17 protein-coding genes, 1 tRNA gene and 1 riboswitch are annotated in these 21,295 nt (G+C 71.6%); of the genes, 7 read left to right on the top strand and 11 right to left on the bottom strand.

The annotated features are described in order from the left end of the window. The first annotated feature begins 21 nt into the window (after positions 1–21). Positions 22–777, top strand: a complete 756-nt coding sequence (locus C3492_RS22475; protein WP_103813560.1) for a class E sortase — start codon at positions 22–24, stop codon at positions 775–777. Positions 778–837: 60 nt separating this feature from the next. Here C3492_RS22475 and pknB read toward each other — a convergent pair whose 3' ends face one another. The 6 genes from pknB to C3492_RS22440 all read right to left on the bottom strand — a co-directional run bounded on the left by pknB (position 838) and on the right by C3492_RS22440 (position 9,119). Next, positions 838–2,844 carry a Stk1 family PASTA domain-containing Ser/Thr kinase gene (pknB, locus tag C3492_RS22470; protein WP_103813559.1) on the bottom strand — a complete coding sequence of 669 codons (2,007 nt, stop codon included), beginning with the start codon at positions 2,842–2,844 and terminating at the stop codon, positions 838–840. Positions 2,845–3,039: 195 nt separating this feature from the next. After that, entirely contained in the window at positions 3,040–4,524 is a 1,485-nt protein-coding gene (locus tag C3492_RS22460; RefSeq protein WP_103813558.1) for a penicillin-binding protein 2, read from the bottom strand. Further along, on the bottom strand, positions 4,521–5,966 hold the full coding sequence (locus C3492_RS22455) for an FtsW/RodA/SpoVE family cell cycle protein (protein WP_103813557.1): 1,446 nt from the start codon (positions 5,964–5,966) through the stop codon (positions 4,521–4,523). Before C3492_RS22455 ends, C3492_RS22460 begins: the two co-directional genes overlap by 4 nt. 27 nt (positions 5,967–5,993) lie before the next feature. After that, a complete protein-coding gene (locus tag C3492_RS22450) occupies positions 5,994–7,568 on the bottom strand; it encodes a Stp1/IreP family PP2C-type Ser/Thr phosphatase (protein WP_181140498.1) in 1,575 nt (524 codons plus the stop codon). 140 nt (positions 7,569–7,708) lie between these two features. Next, positions 7,709–8,239, bottom strand: coding sequence for an FHA domain-containing protein (locus C3492_RS22445; protein ID WP_103813556.1), 531 nt, complete (start codon positions 8,237–8,239; stop codon positions 7,709–7,711). 10 nt (positions 8,240–8,249) lie between these two features. Beyond that, complete coding sequence (locus tag C3492_RS22440) at positions 8,250–9,119, bottom strand: DUF3662 and FHA domain-containing protein (protein WP_103813555.1); 870 nt, start codon at positions 9,117–9,119, stop codon at positions 8,250–8,252. A 472-nt stretch (positions 9,120–9,591) separates the two neighbouring features. On the opposite strand from C3492_RS22440, the gene C3492_RS22435 reads away from it, so the two are divergent. The 6 genes from C3492_RS22435 to C3492_RS22410 all read left to right on the top strand — a co-directional run bounded on the left by C3492_RS22435 (position 9,592) and on the right by C3492_RS22410 (position 16,979). After that, a tRNA-Leu gene (locus C3492_RS22435) sits at positions 9,592–9,675 on the top strand. 282 nt (positions 9,676–9,957) lie between these two features. Beyond that, positions 9,958–13,242, top strand: coding sequence for an FG-GAP-like repeat-containing protein (locus C3492_RS22430; protein WP_107500674.1), 3,285 nt, complete (start codon positions 9,958–9,960; stop codon positions 13,240–13,242). Between the two features lie 215 nt (positions 13,243–13,457). Further along, positions 13,458–13,573, top strand: a riboswitch (SAM riboswitch). Between the two features lie 45 nt (positions 13,574–13,618). Continuing rightward, on the top strand, positions 13,619–14,128 hold the full coding sequence (locus C3492_RS22425) for a DUF3293 domain-containing protein (protein ID WP_103813554.1): 510 nt from the start codon (positions 13,619–13,621) through the stop codon (positions 14,126–14,128). A gap of 38 nt (positions 14,129–14,166) precedes the next feature. Beyond that, a complete protein-coding gene (locus tag C3492_RS22420) occupies positions 14,167–15,654 on the top strand; it encodes a DUF2252 domain-containing protein (RefSeq protein ID WP_374938360.1) in 1,488 nt (495 codons plus the stop codon). Between the two features lie 133 nt (positions 15,655–15,787). Further along, positions 15,788–16,600 (top strand): hypothetical protein, encoded by an 813-nt coding sequence (locus C3492_RS22415; RefSeq protein WP_103813663.1) that lies wholly within the window; start codon positions 15,788–15,790, stop codon positions 16,598–16,600. A 49-nt stretch (positions 16,601–16,649) separates the two neighbouring features. After that, complete coding sequence (locus tag C3492_RS22410) at positions 16,650–16,979, top strand: rhodanese-like domain-containing protein (RefSeq protein WP_103813552.1); 330 nt, start codon at positions 16,650–16,652, stop codon at positions 16,977–16,979. A gap of 222 nt (positions 16,980–17,201) precedes the next feature. On the opposite strand, the gene C3492_RS22405 is transcribed toward C3492_RS22410, so the two are convergent. The 5 genes from C3492_RS22405 to paaA are packed head-to-tail and all read right to left on the bottom strand — an operon-like array spanning position 17,202 to position 20,899. Beyond that, positions 17,202–18,266 carry a 2Fe-2S iron-sulfur cluster-binding protein gene (locus C3492_RS22405; protein WP_103813551.1) on the bottom strand — a complete coding sequence of 355 codons (1,065 nt, stop codon included), beginning with the start codon at positions 18,264–18,266 and terminating at the stop codon, positions 17,202–17,204. Beyond that, entirely contained in the window at positions 18,266–18,853 is a 588-nt protein-coding gene (gene paaD, locus C3492_RS22400) for a 1,2-phenylacetyl-CoA epoxidase subunit PaaD (RefSeq protein WP_103813550.1), read from the bottom strand. The genes C3492_RS22405 and paaD overlap by 1 nt, the downstream gene beginning before the upstream one ends. Continuing rightward, positions 18,847–19,602 carry a 1,2-phenylacetyl-CoA epoxidase subunit PaaC gene (gene paaC / locus C3492_RS22395; RefSeq protein ID WP_103813549.1) on the bottom strand — a complete coding sequence of 252 codons (756 nt, stop codon included), beginning with the start codon at positions 19,600–19,602 and terminating at the stop codon, positions 18,847–18,849. Before paaC ends, paaD begins: the two co-directional genes overlap by 7 nt. Continuing rightward, on the bottom strand, positions 19,599–19,886 hold the full coding sequence (paaB, locus tag C3492_RS22390; protein WP_014673816.1) for a 1,2-phenylacetyl-CoA epoxidase subunit PaaB: 288 nt from the start codon (positions 19,884–19,886) through the stop codon (positions 19,599–19,601). The genes paaC and paaB overlap by 4 nt, the downstream gene beginning before the upstream one ends. Then, positions 19,883–20,899, bottom strand: coding sequence for a 1,2-phenylacetyl-CoA epoxidase subunit PaaA (paaA, locus tag C3492_RS22385; protein ID WP_103813548.1), 1,017 nt, complete (start codon positions 20,897–20,899; stop codon positions 19,883–19,885). Before paaA ends, paaB begins: the two co-directional genes overlap by 4 nt. Positions 20,900–21,295 lie beyond the last annotated feature (396 nt).

Here is a 21,295-nt window from a genome sequence, read left to right as displayed (position 1 = left end):
CGACCAAGAGCAGAGGACACAGTGGCAGCGACCGCCGACGAGACCGAAGAGACCACGGACGCGTCCGAACCGGATCCGGAACCGGCTCGGCGCCGGCGCCCCGGCCGGATCGCGCTGGCGGTCAGCGTCTTCGGGGAACTCCTCATCACGGCGGGCGTGCTGCTCGGCCTGTTCGTCGTCTACTCGCTGTGGTGGACGAACGTGATAGCGGACCGCAAGGCGGACCGGCAGGCCGACAAGGTGCGCGAGCACTGGGCCGAGCAGCAGCACTCCGGTCCCGGGGCGCTCGACACCAAGGACGGCATCGGGTTCCTGCACGTGCCGGCGATGCGCAACGGCGAGGTGCTGGTCGAGAAGGGCACGGGCACGGACGTCCTCGACGACGGTGTGGCCGGCTACTACACCGACCCCGTCAAGGCCACGCTCCCCACCACCGGCAAGACGGGCAACTTCTCCGTCGCCGCCCACCGGGACGGGCACGGCGCGAAGTTCCACAACATCGACAAGCTGAGGAAGGGCGACCCGATCGTCTTCGAGACACGGGACGACTGGTACGTCTACAAGGTCTACTCGGTCCTCCCCGAGACCTCGAAGTACAACGTCAAGGTCCTCTCCGCCGTCCCGAAGGAGTCCGGCAGGAAGAAGCCGGGCCACTACATCACCCTGACGACCTGCACCCCCGTCTACACCTCCCGCTACCGGTACGTGGTGTGGGGGGAACTGGTCCGGGTGGAGAAGGTGGACGCCGACCGCACTCCGCCGAGGGAACTGCGCTGAGCGTGCGCGTGGGCCCCTGCCGGGATGTCCCGGCAGGGGCCCACGTGTGTGCGGGGTGCGTCAGCCGCCTACGCCGCCGAAGAAGCCGCCGCCGTTGTTGTTGCCGTTGCCACCGTTGTTGTTGCCGTTGAGGCCGGTGGTCGTGAGGGTGATCGTGGTGGAGGCCGGGTCGTCGACCTTCTCGTTCTGCTTCGGGTCCTGGGCGATGACGAACGCGGTGTCGCTTCCGTCACTGCCCTGGGCGAACTGGATGTTCGTGAAGCCCGCGGCGTTCAGCATCTGCCGGGCCACGGCGACCGTGCGGCCACGGACGTCCGGGATCTGCGTCTTCTGCTGCTCCTGCGCCTTGCCCACGTTGATCGCGACGGGGGTGTTCTTGGAGACCTGCTGGCCCGCCGGCGGGTTGGTGTTCTGGACCTTGCCGTCCTGGGCGGGGTCCGTGACCGGGGTGTCGTTGCAGGTCGGCGCCAGCCCCTTCGCCTGGAGTTCGGCCTTCGCCTCGTCGCAGGACTTGCCGGTGACGTCGGGGACGGTGATCTTCTCCTCGGCCTTGGCGACCGTGAGGGTGATCGTGGTGCCCTTCTCCTTGCTGGTGCCGCCCTCGGGGTCCTGGGTGATGACGACATCGGGCGTCTGGGTCGACACCTGGGTCTTCTTCTCGACCTGGAAGCCCTTCTCCTTGAGCTGGGCCTCGGCCTGGTCGAACTGGATGCCGCGCACGTCCGGCACGGTGACCTTGGGCGCGCCCGTGGAGACCACCAGGTTGACCGTGCTGTTCTTCTCGACCTTCTCGTCCGGCTGCGGGTCCTGGGAGCACACGTTGCCCGTGGCCTGGTTCTCGCAGGCCTTCTTGGTGACGGCCACCTTGAGGTCGACGTTCTCGGCCATCTTGCGGGCCGTCTTCTCCGGCTGGCCCACGAACGACGGCACGGGCACCTTGCCGTCGCCCTTGCCGTCGCCGCCGAACGCGTACATGCCGATGAGGATCGCGCCGACCAGGACCAGCAGGCCCGCGACCACCAGCAGGATCGTGGAGCTGTTGGACTTCTTCTGCTGGCGGCGGCGGTCCGGGCGCTCGTCGTAGCCGTAGCCGCCGTCGTCGGGGTTCATCGGCGGGAGCATGGTGGTCGCCGCCGCGCCGGGCTCCGAGCGCAGGGCGGTCGTCGCCTGGTCGTCGGGGTAGCCGCCGTAGCCGACCGCGCCCATCGCGGCCGTGGCCGCGACCGGCTGGCCGTCCAGGCACGCCTCGATGTCGGCGCGCATCTCGTCGGCCGACTGGTAGCGGTAGTTGGGGTCCTTGACCAGCGCCTTGAGGACGATCGCGTCCATCTCGGGCGTGATCTCGGGGTCGAAGACCGACGGGGGCTGCGGTTCCTCCCGGACGTGCTGGTAGGCCACGGCCACCGGGGAGTCGCCCACGAAGGGCGGCCGTACCGTCAGCAGTTCGTAGAGGAGGCAGCCGGTCGAGTAGAGGTCCGACCGGGCGTCGACCTGCTCGCCCTTCGCCTGCTCCGGCGAGAGGTACTGGGCGGTGCCGATGACCGCCGCGGTCTGCGTCATGGTCATGCCGGCGTCGCCCATGGCGCGGGCGATGCCGAAGTCCATCACCTTGACCTGGCCGTTGCGGGTCAGCATGACGTTGGCCGGCTTGATGTCGCGGTGGACGATGCCGCTGCGGTGCGCGTACTCCAGGCCCTGGAGGATGCCGATGGTCATCTCCATGGCGCGCTCGGGCAGCAGCTTGCGGCCGGAGTGCAGCAGCTCGCGGAGCGTGGAACCGTCGACGTACTCCATCACGATGTACGGGATGGAGACCCCGTCGATGTAGTCCTCGCCCGTGTCGTAGACCGCGACGATCGCGGGATGGTTGAGCGAGGCGGCCGACTGGGCCTCCCGGCGGAACCGGGCCTGGAAGGACGGATCGCGCGCGAGGTCCGCGCGCAGCGTCTTCACCGCCACGGTGCGGCCGAGCCGGGTGTCATGCGCGAGGTAGACCTCCGCCATGCCACCGCGGCCGAGCACCTGGCCCAGCTCGTACCGGCCGCCGAGGCGACGCGGCTCTTCCATAGCTACCTACCAGCCCTCTCCGTCGGTCTCGGCCGCGCACCCCTGTGCGCGGCCGGAGGCTGCCGTCCGGGCCTACCGTACCCGGCTCGTTCTGTGTGACCTGGCCAAGCCCGTAACCCGATACAGGACCGGTATCGCAACGTGCGGCGATGTGAAGGAGCTGTGAGCGGCCTCACTCCCGGTGGCCGGCAACGGTCACTTCTTGGAGTCGATGACCGCCTCCATGACGTTCTTCGCGATCGGCGCGGCCAGGCCGCCACCGGAGATGTCGTCGCGGTTGGCGCTCTCGTCCTCGATCACCACGGCCACGGCGACCGGCGAGCTGCCGTCGCTGAGCTTGGCGTAGGAGATGAACCAGGCGTACGGGTTCTCGCTGTTCTCGACACCGTGCTGGGCGGTACCGGTCTTGCCGCCGACCGTCACACCGTCGATCTTCGCGCGCGTACCGGTGCCCTTCTCGACCACCGTCTGCATCATGTCCTGGAGGATCTGCGCGTTCTTCGGCGACAGCGGCCGGCTCAGCTCCTCCGGCTTGGTCGTGGCGACCGGGTCCAGGTTGGAGGACTGGAGCGAGTCGACCATGTACGGCTTCATCAGCTTGCCGTCGTTGGCGACCGCGGAGGCGACCATGGCCATCTGGAGCGGGGTGGCGGCGGTGTTGTACTGGCCGATGGAGGACAGCGCGGTCTGCGACTGGTTCATGTCGTCCGAGAACACCGAGGCGCTGGAGCGGACCGGGGTGAACTGCTCGGCGTCGAAGCCGAACTTCTTCGCCTCCGCGAGCATCTTGTCGTTGCCGAGGTCCGAACCGATCTTGCCGAAGACGGTGTTGCAGGAGTACTGGAGCGCGACCCGCATGGTCGCGTTCTCGCACGGGATGTTGCCCTCGTTCTTCAGCTCGGTCGTGGTGCCCGGCATGGTCCACGGCAGCGGCGAGTCGGTCTTCTCGTCGGCCGAGGTGTACTTGCCGTTCTCCAGCGCCGCGGCGGCCGTGACCACCTTGAAGGTGGAGCCCGGCGGGTAGGTCTCGCGCAGCGCCCGGTTCAGCATCGGGTCGTTGGGGTTGTACTTCTTCTGGAGCTTCTTCCAGGCCGCGGCGTCGTCGTTGGTGTTGCCCGCGAACGACGAGGGGTCGTACGACGGGTAGGAGGCCAGCGCCAGTATCTTGCCGGTCGAGGGGTCCAGGGCGACGACCGCGCCCTTGCCGCCGCGCTGCTTCAGACCGTCGTACGCCGCCTTCTGCGCGGCGGCGTTGAGCGTGGTGACGACGTTGCCGCCCTGCTGCTCCTTGCCGGTGATCATGTCCAGCGTCTTACGGAAGAACAGCCGGTCGTCGTCGCCGGTGAGGATGCCGTCCTCGATGGACTCCAGCTGGGTGGCGCCGAAGGCCTGCGAGGCGTAGCCGGTGACCGGCGCCCACATGGCGCCGTTCTTGTACGTCCGCTTGTACTTCAGGTCGTTCAGACCGGTCTTGCTGGTCAGCGCGGACCCGGTGATGGGGTCGCCGTCGACGATGATGTCGCCGCGCGGAGTGGCGTAGCGGGCGATGGTGACGCGGCGGTTGTTCGGGTCGTCCTTGAGCTTGTCGGCCCTGACGTACTGCAGGTAGTTGTCCCGCAGCAGCAGGGTGAGGACGAGGAGGCCGCAGAAGATCGCGATCCGGCGCAGGGGTTTGTTCATGACGGGCGGACCACCTGGGTCATCTCGGCGTCGGGGTTGGCGGCGGGTGCGGGCGCCGGGCGGCGGGCGGTGTCGCTGATGCGGATCAGCACGCCGATCAGCGCCCAGTTGGCGATGACCGACGAACCACCGTAGGCGAGGAACGGCATCGTCATACCGGTCAGCGGGATGAGGCCCATCACACCGCCGGACACGACGAAGACCTGGAGCGCGAACGCGCCGGACAGGCCGATGGCGAGCAGCTTGCCGAACGGGTCGCGGGCGGCGAGGGCGGTGCGCACACCGCGCTCCACGATCAGACCGTAGATCAGCAGGATCGCCATGATGCCGGCCAGACCCAGTTCCTCGCCGAAGGTGGCGAGGATGAAGTCGGAGTTGGCGGCGAACCGGATCAGCTCGGAGTGGCCCTGGCCCCAGCCGGTGCCGAGGGTGCCGCCGGAGCCGAACGCCCACAGGGCCTGCTGGAGCTGGTCGGAGTGGACACCGGCGACACCGGGGGTGCGGCTGAGCGTGTACTCGCGCATCGGGTCGAGCCAGGCCTGCACACGGACCTTGATGTGCGGCTCGAAGCTGGCCACGCCGATGGCGCCGGCGGCGGACATCAGCAGACCGAAGACGATCCAGCTGGTCCGCTCGGTGGCGACGTACAGCATGATCACGAACATGCCGAAGAACAGCAGCGACGTACCGAGGTCGGTCTCGAAGACCAGGATGAGGATCGAGATCGCCCAGACGACGAGGATCGGGCCCAGGTCGCGGCCGCGCGGCAGGTACAGGCCCATGAAGCGGCGGCTGGCGAGCGCGAGCGCGTCGCGCTTGACCATCAGGTAACCGGCGAAGAACACCGCCAGCACGATCTTGGCGAACTCACCGGGCTGGATGGTGAAGCTGCCGATCGAGATCCAGATCTTGGCGCCGTACACGTCCGCGCCCAGGCCCGGGACCAGCGGCAGGAGCAGCAGGAACAGCGCGGCCACCATGGAGATGTAGGTGTAGCGCTGGAGCGTGCGGTGGTCCTTGAGGAAGACCAGCACCGCCACGAACAGCGCGATGCCCATCGCCGTGTAGATCAGCTGGTTGGTCGCCTTGCCGCCCGCGACATGGATCTGCTGGAGCAGCTTGGACTGGTCCAGCCGCCAGATGCACACCAGCCCGAGCCCGTTGAGCAGGGTGGCGAGCGGCAGCAGCAGCGGGTCGGCGTACGGGGCGAACTTCCGTACGACGAGATGGGCGACGGCGGCCAGCAGACCGAGCCCGAGGCCGTAGCTCAGCAGTCCCGCGGGGACCTGGCCGTCGATGGCCAGGCCCACGTTCGCATAGGCGAACACGGGGATGGCGACGGCGAAGACCAGCAGGGCCAGCTCGGTGTTGCGGCGGCTCGGCGCGCCGATCGCGCCGATCGTGGACGTGTGGTGCGTCGGCGAGTTCGTAGTACTGCTCATCGTGTGACAGGGCCTCTCACGGCTTGCCTACTGCTTACCGCACAGCGAGACGACCTTCTGCTCGTCCTCCGAGAGAGTCGGGCCGGGGCTGGGGGTCGCGGACGGGGTCGTGGACGGAGACTTCGAAGGGGACGTCGGGGACGTCTTCGAGGCCGACGGGTTCGGGGTCGTGTTCGGCGTCGGGGAGGCCTTGACGAAGGCGGTCTGCGTGGTGGCGCCGGTGGACGTGCCGGTGCCGCCGGTCTTGTCCTGGCCGCCCTTGGCGTTGTCCCGCGCGCGCTCGGCCGTCTGGCGCTCGGCCTGCTTGCGGCAGGCGGAGGCCTGCACGGCCAGCTCCTGGACCTTCGTCCGGGCCGCCTCCAGGCCACCCTCCGCGATCGTCGCCTTCACCTGCTTCTGCTGGTACGGCGGCAGGTACTTGAGTTCGATCTCGGGGTGGTCCTTCTCCACCTTCGACAGCGACACCCAGGCCAGGTCCTGGCTGATCCCGCGGTACAGCGCGACGTGCTCGTCCTTGGCGCCGACGTAGTACTGGGTCTGCGTCCAGCGGTAGCCGCCGTACAGGCCGCCGCCGACGACGGCGAGGGCGAGGACGCCGTAGAGCGAGGTCTTCAGCCATCTGCGCCGCTTGCGCGGCTTGGTGAAGTCGTCGTCGGCGTAGTCGCCGAAGCCGTCGGCCGGGATGTAGCCGGTGGTGTCACCGGAGCCGGGCGGGCCGAACTCGCCGCCGCCGTGCCCCTGGCCCTGACGGCCCAGGTGGGAGGCGCGGCCCGCCGGGGTCTGCATGATGCCGTTGTCGTGCAGGTGGTGCTGGTTCTCGGCGACGGCGCCGACCACGACGGGCTGGTCGGAGAGCTGCCCGGCGAGGGTGTCACCGGTGTCCAGGTCGAGCACGTCGGCGACGATGACCGTGATGTTGTCGGGGCCGCCGCCGCGCAGCGCGAGCTGGATGAGCTCCTGCACGGTCTCCTGCGGGCCCTGGTAGCTGGCGAGGGTCTCCTCCATCGTCTGGTGGGAGACCACCCCGGACAGGCCGTCGGAGCAGATCAGATAGCGGTCGCCGGCCCGGACCTCGCGGATCGACAGGTCGGGCTCGACATGGTCGCCGCTGCCGAGGGCGCGCATCAGCAGCGAGCGCTGCGGATGGGTGGTGGCCTCTTCCTCGGTGATCCGGCCCTCGTCGACGAGCCGCTGCACCCAGGTGTGGTCCTGGGTGATCTGGGTGAGCACACCGTCACGCAGCAGGTACGCGCGCGAGTCGCCGACGTGCACGAGACCGAGCCGCTGGCCGGTCCACAGCAGCGCGGTGAGGGTCGTCCCCATGCCTTCGAGCTGGGGGTCCTCCTCGACCATGGCGCGCAGCTGGTCGTTGGCGCGCTGCACGGCGACGCCCAGGGAGGTGAGGATGTCGGAGCCGGGCACGTCGTCGTCGAGCGTGACCAGGGTGGAGATCACCTCGGAGGAGGCGACCTCGCCCGCCGCCTGGCCGCCCATGCCGTCGGCGATGGCGAGCAGGCGCGGACCGGCGTAACCGGAGTCCTCGTTGCCCTCCCGGATCATGCCCTTGTGCGATCCGGCGGCGAAGCGCAGTGACAGACTCATGCGCACCTCGCCCGTCGGCTCCGAATGCAGCCGGTCGTGTCGAGCCACACTGCCCACCCTCCGGTCGGGAGCGCGCCGGAGACCGGGTGGCGGCCTGCCGCTGCGTGCTCGCTCCGCTCGCGCTCATTCATGACGTAGCACTACTTCCGCAGCTCGATTGCGGTCTTGCCGATGCGGATCGGCGCGCCCAGCGGGATCGGTGTGGGGGTCGTCAGCCGGGACCGGTCCAGGTAGGTGCCGTTGGTGGAACCGAGATCCTCGATGATCCACTGGCCGTCACGGTCCGGGTAGATCCTGGCATGGCGGCTGGAGGCGTAGTCGTCGTCCAGCACGATCGTGGAGTCGTGCGCCCGGCCCAGGGTGATCGTCTGGCCCTGCAGCGCGACGGTGGTGCCGGTGAGTGTGCCCTCGGTCACGACCAGCTTGGTGGGGGCGTTGCGGCCACGCCGGCCGCCGCCGCCCTGCTGGGCGCGCTGCGGCGGGGGCGTGGCCTGCTGCCGGGTCTGCTGCCGGCCCGGCTGCTGCGGCCGTGCCGCCTCCCTACGCGATCCGCGCTGGGTGACGCGCGTACCGAACAGGTCGCTCCGGATGACCTGCACGGCCACGATCACGAACAGCCACAGTACGGCCAGGAAACCCAGCCGCATGACCGTGAGGGTCAGCTCTGACATTGCCCCCGCTTCACCCTTCGGCTTGCCTATAGATAACGGTGGTGCTGCCCACGACGATCCGCGAGCCGTCGCGGAGCGTAGCGCGGGTGGTGTGCTGCCCGTCCACCACGATGCCGTTGGTGGAGCCGAGATCCTGGATCGTCGAGGGCGTTCCGGTCCGGATCTCGCAGTGCCGGCGGGACACGCCGGGGTCGTCGATCCGCACGTCGGCGTCGGTGCTGCGGCCCAGCACCAGCGTCGGGCGGGAGATCTGGTGGCGGGTGCCGTTGATCTCGATCCAGTAGCGGGTGCGCGCGCCGCTCATCGGGGCCGCGGCCGGCCGCTGCGTGGCGGGCTGCGGGTAGCCGTACCCGCCGGGGCGGGTGCCGGGCGGCGGTGCGGAGGGCATCGGGGGCGCGCCGGCGGGCGGGGCGGCCGGCGGGTAGCCGTAGCCGCCGGGGGCGCCCGCCGCGGGGCGGCCGGCCGCCGGTGCGCCGGGAGCCTGCGGTGCCCCTTGCTGGTTGCTGGAGGAGGCGAGGGTGCGCGAGCGCACCCGGTACAGACCGGTGTCCAGGTCGTCGGCCTTCTCCAGGTTGACCTTGATCGGCCCCATGAAGGTGTAGCGCTGCTGCTTGGCGTAGTCGCGCACCATGCCGGCCAGCTCGTCGCCGAGCTGCCCGGAGTAGGGGCTGAGGCGCTCGTAGTCCGGCGCGCTCAGCTCCACGATGAAGTCGTTGGGCACGACGGTCCGGTCACGGTTCCAGATGGTGGCGTTGTTGTCGCACTCCCGCTGGAGCGCTCCGGCGATCTCCACGGGCTGGACCTCGGACTTGAAGACCTTGGCGAAGGTGCCGTTCACCAGACCTTCGAGACGCTGCTCGAACTTCTTCAGGACTCCCATGGGGCACCTCCTCCGTCCCTGCCGTCGTCTTGCCTGTCCTGTGCCGCCGCCTCGGCCGCCGCTCGGTCGCTGTCGGGCGGCTGCCTTGCCGGGTACTGCCGGTACTGCTCACTGATCGTATCTACGCGCCCGCCAATCAGCCGGTTCCCCCAGCGGCTCCCCTTCGAACTCCCGGGTGCGTGTCCTGCTGCCATGGATCGTAGAGGCGGGCGAAGTCCAGTGTCCCGCACCCGGCTGTGGAGCCGGTCCGCCTCCCGGGCAGACGGCCCGGACCGGTACGAGGTTGATACGAGAAGCGCGCCTCCTTGATACGTGCGGCGTTCGGTGGGCGCCTCGTTGAGGCGTGTGCCGCGCGCGCCGGGGGTGGGGGCCGGGCGGGAAGCGATGTGAATCCACCCCGTACGACGTGCTAATGTTCTGGGTGTCGGAAGGGGCCGGGCCGAAAGGGCCGGAGCCGGAAGGCACACCCAATGCGCGGGTGGCGGAATAGGCAGACGCGCTGGATTCAGGTTCCAGTGCCCGCAAGGGCGTGGGGGTTCAACTCCCCCCTCGCGCACAGAGAAACCGATGAGACGGGTCTCTGCCGGTGACGGAAGTCACGGCAGGGGCCCGTTTCTCGTTGTACTCGCAGTTGTGGGGGATCGCACAGTCCGGCGTCGGTGTGCCGGGGCCCGTCTGTGAACTAAGTCACGGGCAGGGCCCGGGGTCAGGCGCCGCTCCTCCTCGGGAAACCCGCCGAGAGCGTCATGTCCATGCTGTTAGCCTTCTCCGCACGCGCGCGTGGGGGGAGCGGCCGGGGGGCCGGAGGGGATGCCAGAGCGTTGCCGTACCTCCGCCCATGCCTCCCCTGCTCTCTGGAGGAACGGTGGCCCGGCTCGGTACGCACCGGCACAGACCCCAGCCCGCATCACGCCCGGCACGACGCACCGCGGCCGTCCTCGCGGCGGCGCTCGGCCTCGGCCTGCCCCTGATGGCCACACCCGCGACGGCGGTGCCGGCCGCGCCCACGGTCGCCGCGGGAGAACTCGTCCTGCCCGCCGCCGCGCGGGCCGTCCCGCGCTTCACCTGGATCCTCAACGCCGGGACCAGCGGCTTCCTGTGGGTGCAGGAGGGCGACGACCGGTACCTGTGGACGGACTACGCCACCGGCGCCACCACCGCGCTGGACCAGCGCATGCCGGTCCCGCTCCAGTACGACATCGACAACGGCTCCTACCGCGGGGACGTCTCCTTCGAACCCGGCCACTACGGCGACGGATCGGACACCGTCGCCCTCTACTCGGAGGAGGACGCCCAGGTCACGCTCGTCAAGGGCGCGGGAACGGCGGGCGGCACCGTCGTGGTGCCGGTGCCCGAGGGCCACACGTACGAGGGCACGTTCGGCGACACCGTGCTCACCAGCACGAGCGACCTCGCCGGCAACCCCGACGCCTACCAGCTCCTGAGGGCCGCCGACGGCGAGGTCCGCCGGACGCCGGTGACGGGACTGCCCGGCGGCGCCCACGACATCCGCGTGGAGGACGGCGACGCACGGTCCGTCATCCTGCGCTACGAGACGGAGGACGGCAGGCACTGGAGCATCGTCGACCTCGCCACCGGCGCGGCGGCGGCGCTGCCCGACCGGCCCGATCCGCAGGAGGCCTGGGAGGTGACCGGTTTCCGGCTGAGCCCCGGCTCGGTGCTGCGGCTGCGCACCGGACGCGGCAAGGCGGACCTGCTCGACCGGGCCGACCCGGCCGCGACGCCCCGCACCCTGGAGACGAGTTCGCTGACGTACGAGGCCTCCTACGGCGTCGCCGGCTCGGTACTGCTGGGCGTCGAGCCGATGTCGCCGGGCGACGACAAGTACCGGGGCCAGCCCCTGTTCGCCCTCACGTCCGACGGCTCGGACACGGCCCTGACCAAGGTCATGGACCCGGCCGCCCACCAACTCGTCCAGGCCCCGGACGGCTCCGTCCTGGTGGCGGGCGCCGCGGAGTACGTGGACCAGGGTGACCTCGACTGGGGCGTGTACCGGGTCGCCGAGGGCGCCGACGGCTCGGTCACCCGCAGCCGCCTGACCGCCGTACAGCCGATGCCCGCGCAGGTCCACGGACTCTCCCTGGGCAGCGGCATCCTCACCACGGCCGACAACAGCACGCTCTACCAGCCGTACACGATCCTCGGCGCCTACCGCAGCACCTGGCTCACCACGAGCGGCACCCCGAGTGCCGCACGGACCACCGTGGACGGCCTGGTCAGCGGCTGGGACGGGTTCTGCGACGAGACCACGCCCCGCTGCATCCGGATGTTCGCCGACGGCACCGGCCGGCACGGCCGCCGCGACGCCACCGAGTCCGGCCTGACCATGCTCCGCACCAACGGCGCCGCCGACTGGGGCCCGACCCTCGACACCGGCGACGACTCCCCGGAGCTCACGGACCTCTCCGGGCGGTACGCCGTCGTCGAGGGCGCCTCCTCCGGCAAGCAGTACATCGGTGAGTTCGCCACCGCCGGGGCCGGCAAGGTCCTGCTCAAGCGCGACCGGGTCGCCGCGGCCGTGTGGGGGAACACCCTGTGGAGCGGCGCGGCGAGCGGCGGGAAGGTCACGGCCACCAGGCTCCCCGCGGGGACCGCCGTCGAGTCCTTCACCACCCGCAACGGCTGCACCCCCTCCGACCTCCAGGCCGTGGGCCGCTTCGTCTACTGGGTCTGCCGGGACAGCTGGGGCGACCCGCACGGCGCGGGGCTGTACGACCGGTCGACCAAGCGCACCTCCACCGCCCCGGACGGCCGGGTCCTGCTCGGGGACGGATACCTGGTCGAGCGGGTTCCCGGCACCCAGTCGGACAGCGGGCTGAGGCTGCTCGACCTGCACAACGGGCTGCCGTCCGGCGGCAGTCACACGGACCTGCCGAGCCGTGAGCTGGCCGACTGGACCGACCTCGGCCCGGAGAACACCGGAGCCGGGACCAGTTGGACCGTGGACCGCTTCGGCGGCGGTGTCGCCTACGCCGACCGGGACCAGCGCGTGCACGTCGTACCGGCCGGCGTCCCGGCGTCCCCGCTCACGGCCGTCGACGCCACGGTCACCGCGGGCTCCGCGAACTGGTCCGGCACCTGGTGGCTGTCCAGGCCCGCCGCCGACTGGAAGGTGACCGTCCGCCGGAAGGCGTCCGGCGCCACCGTCCGTACGCTCTCCGGCGGCGCGGCCCGGGGCCTGCTGACGGCCGCCTGGGACGGCAGGGACACCGCGGGCCGCCTCGTCATCAACGGCGCCTACACCTGGACCCTCACCGCCCGGCCCGCCGACGGCCAGGGCGCCGCGCTCACCCTCTCCGGTGACGTCAAGGTGACCGCGGGAACGGCGGCACCGCGCGACTACGCCGGCAACGACGGGATCGGTGACGTCCTCACCCTCAGCTCCTCCGGTACCCTCACCGTCCGGCGCGGCACCGGTACGGGAACCCTGGGCGGCACGGTCTCCGGTTCCGGCTGGCCGACCACCGCCCGGATCGTGCCGTTCGGCGACCTGAACGGCGACCACTGCAACGACGTGCTGGTCCGCACCGGCGGCGCCCTGCGGGCCTACCGCCCGGCCTGCGGCAAGGCCCCGACGCCCGCCACGCCGTACACCTCGCTCGGCACCTCCGGCTGGAACGCGTACGACGTCCTGACCTCACCCGGCGACGTCAACGGCGACGGCCGGCCCGACCTGATCGGCCGCCAGTCCTCGACCGGGGACGTCTACCTCTTCAAGGGCGCGGCGAACGGCAAGCTCTCCGCCCGCACGAAGATCGCCTCCCACTGGACCGGCTACAAGAAGATCGTCGGCGCCGGTGACCTCAACGGCGACGGCCGCGGCGACCTCCTCGTCCAGGACAAGTCCAACGAGCTGTGGCGGTACGACGCCAACACCACGAGCACGGGCGGCTTCAAGGCCCGCGTCAAGGTGTTCGCGGACTGGGGCGCCTCCTACAACGCGGTCGTCGGCGCGGGCGACTTCACCGGCGACGGCCGCGCGGACCTCGTGGCCCGTGACACCGCGGGCACCGTCTGGCGCTACAACGGCAACGGCAAGGGCTCGTTCGGGGGCCGCGTGAAGATCGCCACGGGATGGAAGGGGTACAAGGCCGTCATGTGACGGCAGATCCGATCGCGCAGGTGACGGCAGATGTGACGCGGATGTGACGGCAGCGACGGGCCGTCGGGAGCGGCCGGCCGCGGATCCGAACGCCGGGTCCGTGGCCGGTTCTTCGCGAGGAGGCGGGGAGTGCGGGCGGGGAGGTGCAGGCGGGGAGGTGGCCTCGCCTTCCGGGAGCTGGACTTCCCGCCGGCCCCTGTGTCAGGATCCGCCTCGGTCACGAAGCCGATCGCGCCCCTGGACGAGCGTCGGCTGGCAACCTCGCTCACCGCGCAAGGTGCCCTCCAGGGAAGACCGGGCCCCCACGGTCCCGTGGGGGTAAGCGCGGATCTCCCTGCCCGGCGGGTAAGGGGGTCCCTCTCGAACGGAGACCCCCATGACCGCCGGCATCCCGATCACGCGAACGCCCCAGTGGAGTCTCTACCAGCAGGCCGTGGTGGACGTGGAGTTGCCCGGAGGACCGGTCCGCATCACCCCGGCACCGCCCGGAGTGGCAGCCGGCCGGTTTCCCGTCCCGCACGGGGAGACCCTCCACGTGGTCACGGCCCACAACCCCCGGGGCACCCGCGCCTCGGCACAGCACAACCACCGCGCGCATCGGGAACTGCTCGGCCTGCTGCGCCGGCGGGGGCTTGTGTGGTGGCCCGCTGTCGGCGGGGACCCGGAGGGCCGGCACACCGAGGAGAGCGTGGCGGTCGTCGGCCTGAGTGACGACGAAGCGCGGGCGCTGGGCCGGGAGTTCGGGCAGGACGCGGTGTTCGCCTGGTCGGCGTCGGCATGGCGGCTGCTCACCTGCTTCGGCGCCGAAGAGGCGCTGACACTCGGATGGCGGGTCGCAGAAGGGTCTTCAGGGGCTGGGCCCCGGGGAGTCCTCCACAGGGTCTGACGCTTTTCGGCCACCGGTTGTACCGTCTCCCCGAGTTGATGTTCGTACCGTCGCCTGTTCGCAGGGGGGCGGGCCGTGCGGGGGAGGCGGTCGCGGTGACCGGAACCGATGTGGAAGTGACGGACGCGGCGGACCGGGGCACACACCGTCTGCCCCGGGTGCGCGGGTTCGCCGCATGGCCGCCGCAGGGCTCGCCGAAGCAGGAGGGCAAGGCGCTCCGGGCGGGCGTGCCGCGCTCCGCCCACCGCACACTGGACCTGGACGCCGCCCGCCCCGACGCGGTGGGCGCGGTGGCGGAGTCCAACGCCGGCCGCATCGCCGAACTGACCCCGCTGCGCGTGGGCCGGATGGCGGCCACCCCCTTCGCCTTCCTGCGCGGCTCCGCCGGACTCATGGCGTACGACCTCGCGCGCACCCCCACCACGAGGATCGGCACCCAGATCTGCGGTGACGCGCACGCGGCGAACTTCGGGCTGTACGGCGACGCCCGCGGCGACCTCGTCATCGACCTCAACGACTTCGACGAGACCGTGCACGGCACCTGGGAGTGGGACCTCAAGCGGCTCGCGGCCTCACTGGTGCTCGCCGGCCGCGAGGCGGGCGCCGACGAGGACACCTGCCGCGCCGCGGCCCAGGACGCGGCCGGCGCCTACCGCCGCACCATGCGGCTGCTCGCCAAGCTGCCCGTGCTCGACGCCTGGAACGCCATCGCGGACGAGGAACTGGTCTCCCACACCGACGCCCACGACCTGCTCGGCACGCTCCAGCGGGTCTCGGAGAAGGCCCGGGCCAACACCAGCGGCCGGTTCGCCGCGAAGTCGACCGAGTCGGTGCCGGACGGCGGACGCCGGTTCGTGCCCGCGCCGCCGGTGCTGCGCCGCGTCCCGGACGCGGAGGCCGCCGCGGTCGCCGCGTCCCTGGAGTCGTACGTCGACACCCTCGGTGAGGACCGCCACCCGCTGCTCGCCCGGCACGCCGTGCACGACGTCGCCTTCCGGGTGGTCGGCACCGGCAGCGTCGGCACCCGGTCGTACGTCGTCCTGCTCCTCGACCACCGTGGCGAGCCCCTGGTCCTCCAGGTGAAGGAGGCCCGTCCCTCCGCGCTCGTCCCGCACCTGGTCACGGCCGGCTTCGAGGCGCCCACGGTGCCCCACGAGGGGCGCCGCGTGGTCCTCGGGCAGAAGCGGATGCAGGTCGTCAGCGACACCCTGCTGGGCTGGACCACCGTCGAGGGGCGCCCGTACCAGGTGCGGCAGTTCCGCAACCGCAAGGGCAGCGTCGACCCGGCCGCCCTCGCCGCCGACCAGATCGACGACTACGGCCGCATGACCGGCGCCCTGCTGGCCCGCGCCCACTCCCACAGCGCCGACCCCCGGCTGATCGCCGGCTACTGCGGCAAGAACGAGGAGCTGGACGAGGCGATCGCCGACTTCGCCGTCGTCTACGCCGACCGCACGGAGGCGGACCACGCCGAGTTGGTCGCGGGGATCAGGGCGGGGCGGATCGAGGCGGAGCTGGGGGTCTAGAGCGCGGTTCCGGCGCTCTCGTGGGTGGGTTCCCGGGCGGGGACGGGACGGCTTCCCGGGGTCCCCGGGGTGGTGTGCGGGGAGCGTGGGAACCGCACCCGGGCCGGGCCGGGGCAACGGCTACGCTGGGCGGGTGACAACCCCGGAAGCCGGCCAGTCCCAGGCCCCCCGCCCCGAGGAACGGCTCGAACAGGCCGTACGGGCCGCCGAGCAGGCGTTGATCGAGTACGAGATCGCCGTGGAGACCTTCCGCGTCGAGGTCGAGAACTTCGCCCGCCTCCACGAACAGCGACTCGGCCCGCTCTACAGCCGTATCGAGGAGCTGGACGCGGAGATCGCCGAGGCGAGGGCCGCCCGTACCGGCGACCCCGAGGACATCCGCCGCGCCGCGGAGGCCCGGGCCCAGGTGATGCCGATCCCGGGCGTGGAGGAACTGCTGCACGGCTGGATGGACGGTGACGGCCTGTTCCCGGAGGCCGTCGCCATGCTCACCGACCAGCCGGTACGGCCCCCGCAGCGGGTGCGGCCCAGCGAGGAGGCCCGCAAGCTCTACCGCGAGCTGGCCCGCAAGGCCCACCCCGACCTGGCCCAGGAGGAAGCGGAGCAGAAGCGGCGCGAGGAGTTCCTCAGCCGGGTCAACGCCGCCTACGCCCGCGGCGACGAGGACCTGCTCAGGGAGCTGGCCGAGGAGTGGGCCGCCGGACCGGTACCGCCCGAGCGCCGCCCGAGCCCAGCGGAGGAGCTGTACGCCCGCCTCGAATGGCTCGCCCAGCGCAAGGAGCTGCTCACCCTCGTCGCTCGCGAACTGGAGGAGGGCGCGATCGCCGGCATGCTCCGCCTGGCACCGGACGACCCCGACGGGCTGCTCGACGAGATCGCCGACCGGCTGCGCTCCGACATCGCCCAGCGGGAGGCGGAACTGGCCGCCCTGCTGGGGCAGGACTGAACCGCTTCTCGCTTCGGGTAGCGTCGGAGCCATGAATTTCGGAGCTGGTGTGCCCACGGTCCAGGTCACGGACCTCAAGGACGGCGACTTCCTGCTGGACGTCCGCGAGGACGACGAGTGGCAGGCGGGCCACGCCGGGGGAGCCCTGCACATTCCCCTCAGCGAGTTCGTGGCCCGCTACGGCGAGCTGACCGAGGCCGTCCCGCAGGACGGACGCGTCCACGTCATCTGCCGCTCGGGCGCCCGCTCCGCCCAGGTCACCATGTACCTGGTCCAGCAGGGCGTCGACGCGGTGAACGTCGACGGTGGCATGCAGCACTGGCAGGCCGCCGGCCGCCCGGTCCTCACCGACGACGGCAAGCCGGGCTTCGTCCTGTAGCCCCGGGGCCCTTCCCGGCCCCGGTGCACGGCTCCCGGCCCCCGGCCTCCCGGGCGCTGGCCTCCGGCCTCCCGGCCCCCGGCCTCCGGGCGCCGGCCTCCCGGGCGCCGGTCAGCCGAGGGGACGGGTGGCGCAGGTCGCCCAGGCTCTCCTCAGGCGTGATAGTGGTGCAGCCGTGCAGCGTGCAGCGTGCAGCGGTTCCAGGAGAAGGGAACGGACGCGTCAGCGGTCGAAGTCCAGCTCCACTCTTTCCGTCAGCGGATGCGACTGGCAGGCCAGCACGTACCCGGCCTCCGTCTCCTCGGTCTCCAGCGCGAAGTTGCGGTCCATGCGCACCTCGCCCGCGACCAGGAAGGCCCGGCAGGTCCCGCACACCCCGCCCTTGCAGGCGTAGGGCGCGTCGGGCCGGTTGCGCAGCACCGTCTCCAGCAGCGACTCGCCCTCCCGCACCGGCCAGGTGCCGCCGCGACCGTCGAGCCGTGCGGTGACGGTGCTGTGCGCGGGCGCCGCAGCCGTGGCCGCCGGGGCCGAACCCGCGTCCACGTGGAAGATCTCCTGGTGGATCCGGTCCCGGGCCACGCCCAGTTCACGCAGCGCCTGCTCCGCGCCCCGCACCAGCCCGTACGGCCCGCACAGGAACCAGCCCGCCACCTCACCGACCGGCAGCAGCGCGGGCAGCAGCCCGGTGAGCCGCTCCCGGTCGAGGCGGCCGGACGGCAGGCCCGCCTGCTGCTCCTCCCGGGAGAGCACGGTCACCAGCTGGAGCCGCTCCGGGTAGCGGTCCTTCAGGTCGGCGACCTCCTCCAGGAACATCGTCGAGGCGGCCGTGCGGTCGCCGCGTATCAGACAGAACCGGGCGGCCGGCTCGCGCGCCAGCAGCGTGGCGACGATGGACAGCACCGGGGTGATGCCGCTGCCGCCGACGACCGCGGCGTACAGTCCCGGCGCCGGTTCCAGCGTGAAGCGGCCCGCCGGGGTCATCACCTCCAGCTCGTCCCCGACGTTGATCTCCTTCAGCGCGTACGCCGAGAAGGCCCCGCCCTCGACCAGCCGCACCCCCACCCGCAGGCTGTCCGGGCCTTCGCCGTCCGGGTCGGGGGCGGGGGAGCAGATCGAGTAGGTGCGCCGGATCTCCGTGCCGTCGACCCGGCGGCGCAGCGCGAGATGCTGGCCGGGCGCGTGCCGGTACTCCTCACGCAGCCCGGGCGGGACGGAGAAGGTCAGGGCGACGGAGTCGTCGGTGATCCGGTCGACCGCGGCCACCGGGAGCGGGTGGAAGCGGGCCATCACAACTCCTTGAAGTGGTCGAACGGTTCACGGCAGGCCAGGCAGCGGCGCAGTGCCTTGCAGGCGGTGGAGGAGAACCGGCTCAGCAGCTCGGTCTCGGCCGACCCGCAGTGCGGGCAGCGGACCGGTTCGGTCGCGGTGTCCGTGCCGTGCAGGTCTCGGTCGGCGTGCGGGGCGTGCGGGGCATGCGGGGCGTGCGTGCGGGTCGGGCCGAGGGTCAGCGGCACCGGGCCGTCCCCGTGGCGCACACGCGGCGGTGCGATGCCGAACTCCCGGAGCTTCTCGCGCCCTTCGGGGGTGATGTCGTCGGTGGACCAGGCGGGGCTGAGCACCGTGCGGACGGTGACCTCGCGCATGCCGTGGGCGCGCAGCACCCGCTCTATGTCGAGGCTCATCGCCTCGATGGCCGGGCAGCCGGTGTAGGTGGGGGTCAGGTCGACCTCCACCGCGTCGCCGCTGTCGCCGCCGTGGACACGCAGCGCGCGGAGCACGCCGAGCTCGCGCAGGGTGAGGACGGGCAGTTCGGGGTCGGGCACCGCGCCGGCCAGCTCCAGCAGCCGCTCCTCCAGGGCGGTGGCGGTCACCATGACGCCCCCGGGTGGCTGCGGTGCAGGTGCTGCATCTCGGCGAGCATCCGGCCGAACGGTTCGGTGTGCAGGCCCTGCCGGCCGGCGCCCGCGGACCAGGCTCCGGTGCGCGGGCCCTCCGGGACCGGGAGGCCGGCCCGGCAGAGAACGTCGGTGACGGACTCCAGCCAGCGCTCCTCCAGCCGGGCCCAGTCGGCGGTCAGGCCCTCCACCGGCTGGAGCATCTCGCCGGTGAACCGCCACAGGGCGTCGCAGGCCCGCCGCATCCGCTCATGGCTCGTCTCGGTGCCGTCACCGAGCCGCAGCGTCCACTGCTCGGCGTGGTCGCGGTGGTAGGCGACCTCCTTCACCGCCTTCGCGGCCAGTGGCGCGAACGGGCCGTCGCCGGTGGCGAGTTCGCTGTAGAGGAGCTGCTGGTAGGTGGAGAAGTACAGCTGGCGGGCGATGGTGTGCGCGAAGTCGCCGTTCGGCTGCTCGACCAACTGGAGGTTACGGAAGGCGCGTTCCTCGCGGAGATAGGCCAGCTCGTCCTCGTCGCCGGCCAGGGACAGCAGCACCCGGGCCTGGCCGAGCAGGTCCAGCGCGATGTTGGCGAGGGCGACCTCCTCCTCCAGGACAGGGGCGTGCCCGGCCCACTCCCCCAGGCGGTGGGAGAGCACCAGGGCGTCGTCACCCAGGGCGAGCGCGGCGGTCACCGGGACGGTGGCGGGGCCGGTGTCGGGGCGGGCCGCGGGGCCGGTGGCGGTCACAGGTGCTTCACCCCTTCCGGGATCTCGTAGAAGGTCGGGTGCCGGTAGGGCTTGTCGGCGGCCGGCTCGAAGAACGGGTCCTTCTCGTCCGGCGACGACGCGGTGATCGCGGCGGCGGGGACGACCCAGATGGAGACGCCCTCGCCGCGCCGGGTGTACAGATCGCGGGCGTTGCGCAGGGCCAGTTCGGCGTCGGGCGCGTGCAGGCTGCCGGCGTGGGTGTGGGAGAGGCCGCGCCGGGAGCGCACGAAGACCTCCCACAGGGGCCAGTCGGTGGTGCTCATGCCCGCGTCACTCCTGTCTCACCGGTGCCGCCGGTGTGCTTGGCCGCGTAGGCCGCGGCCGCTTCCCGTACCCACGCGCCCTCGTCGTGGGCGCGCCTGCGCTGGGTGATCCGCTGTTCGTTGCAGGGACCGTTGCCCTTGAGGACCTCCCAGAACTCCGTCCAGTCGATCGGACCGAAGTCGTAGTGCCCCCGCTCCTCGTTCCACCGCAGCTCCGGGTCGGGGAGGGTGAGGCCCAGGGACTCGGCCTGCGGGACGCAGATGTCCACGAAGCGCTGGCGCAGCTCGTCGTTGGAGTGGCGCTTGATCTTCCACTCCATCGACTGCGCGGAGTGCTGGGACTCGTCGTCGGGCGGGCCGAACATCATCAGTGACGGCCACCACCAGCGATTCACGGCGTCCTGGGCCATGGCGTGCTGCTCGGGGGTGCCCTTGCTGAGGGCCAGCAGCAGTTCGTAGCCCTGGCGCTGGTGGAACGACTCCTCCTTGCAGATCCGCACCATCGCGCGGGCGTACGGGCCGTAGGAGCAGCGGCACAGGGGGACCTGGTTGGTGATCGCGGCGCCGTCCACCAGCCAGCCGATCGCGCCGACGTCGGCCCAGGTCAGGGTGGGGTAGTTGAAGATCGAGGAGTACTTCTGGCGGCCGCTGTGCAGTTTGTCGAGCAGCTCGTCGCGACCGGTGCCGAGGGTTTCGGCCGCGCTGTACAGGTACAGGCCGTGGCCGGCCTCGTCCTGGACCTTGGCCATCAGGATCGCCTTGCGGCGCAGGGAGGGCGCGCGGGTGATCCAGTTGGCCTCCGGCTGCATGCCGATGATCTCGGAGTGCGCGTGCTGGGCGATCTGCCGGACCAAGGTCGCGCGGTAGGCGTCGGGCATCCAGTCGCGGGGTTCGATGCGTTCGTCGGCGGCCACGGCCGCGTCGAAGGCGCGCTGGTAGGCCGCCGTGTCGGCGGTGTCCGGTGTGCCGTCCGCCTCGGTGCGGGCCGTGCGCTGCGCGGCTGCTGTCGCCATGCGGTCCCCCTGACCTCGGGCTCTGCGGTGAACTCTGTCCGGTCCTCACGTCCCGGACTGTGGTGAACACTGTCCGGCCCTCACGTCCCGGACTGCCTGAACTCTGTCCGGTCCTGCATCCCTGCCAGTGTCCCGACCGATCGTTCGGTCCGTGCGTAGTCCATGGTGTGCCGGGCCGCGGTGGGTGTCAACCGCTGTGGAAAACTGCGCCCACAGCCTGTGGACAAGGACGGACAAGGCACGGCAGGTCGTACCGCCGTCCGTGGCAGGAGCCGTACCGCGTGGCGAGGACCACCACGGTCGCCCGTACCCGGGGCTGCGCCCGGGGCCCGGGGCTGAGTACCGTTCCGTGCGAGCGCCGAGAAGCGGCGCTGTGAACCATGTGACGCCCGGGAC

The sequence above is a fragment of the Streptomyces sp. Ru62 genome (assembly GCF_002920615.1).
Classification (GTDB): domain Bacteria; phylum Actinomycetota; class Actinomycetes; order Streptomycetales; family Streptomycetaceae; genus Streptomyces.
The sequence above is the reverse complement of the archived record's forward strand: the minus strand, read 5'-3'. Positions and strand labels throughout refer to the sequence as shown.

Coding starts and splice junctions, on each gene's coding strand:
- C3492_RS22460 (WP_103813558.1), bottom strand. CDS start 4,524: ATGAACAAACCCCTGCGCCGGATCGCGATCTTCTGCGGCCTCCTCGTC.
- paaB (WP_014673816.1), bottom strand. CDS start 19,886: ATGAGCACCACCGACTGGCCCCTGTGGGAGGTCTTCGTGCGCTCCCGG.
- C3492_RS22420 (WP_374938360.1), top strand. CDS start 14,167: ATGTTCGTACCGTCGCCTGTTCGCAGGGGGGCGGGCCGTGCGGGGGAG.
- C3492_RS22450 (WP_181140498.1), bottom strand. CDS start 7,568: ATGAGTCTGTCACTGCGCTTCGCCGCCGGATCGCACAAGGGCATGATC.
- paaA (WP_103813548.1), bottom strand. CDS start 20,899: ATGGCGACAGCAGCCGCGCAGCGCACGGCCCGCACCGAGGCGGACGGC.
- pknB (WP_103813559.1), bottom strand. CDS start 2,844: ATGGAAGAGCCGCGTCGCCTCGGCGGCCGGTACGAGCTGGGCCAGGTG.
- C3492_RS22430 (WP_107500674.1), top strand. CDS start 9,958: ATGCCTCCCCTGCTCTCTGGAGGAACGGTGGCCCGGCTCGGTACGCAC.
- paaD (WP_103813550.1), bottom strand. CDS start 18,853: ATGGTGACCGCCACCGCCCTGGAGGAGCGGCTGCTGGAGCTGGCCGGC.
- C3492_RS22440 (WP_103813555.1), bottom strand. CDS start 9,119: ATGGGAGTCCTGAAGAAGTTCGAGCAGCGTCTCGAAGGTCTGGTGAAC.
- C3492_RS22425 (WP_103813554.1), top strand. CDS start 13,619: ATGACCGCCGGCATCCCGATCACGCGAACGCCCCAGTGGAGTCTCTAC.
- C3492_RS22455 (WP_103813557.1), bottom strand. CDS start 5,966: ATGAGCAGTACTACGAACTCGCCGACGCACCACACGTCCACGATCGGC.
- C3492_RS22405 (WP_103813551.1), bottom strand. CDS start 18,266: ATGGCCCGCTTCCACCCGCTCCCGGTGGCCGCGGTCGACCGGATCACC.
- C3492_RS22445 (WP_103813556.1), bottom strand. CDS start 8,239: ATGTCAGAGCTGACCCTCACGGTCATGCGGCTGGGTTTCCTGGCCGTA.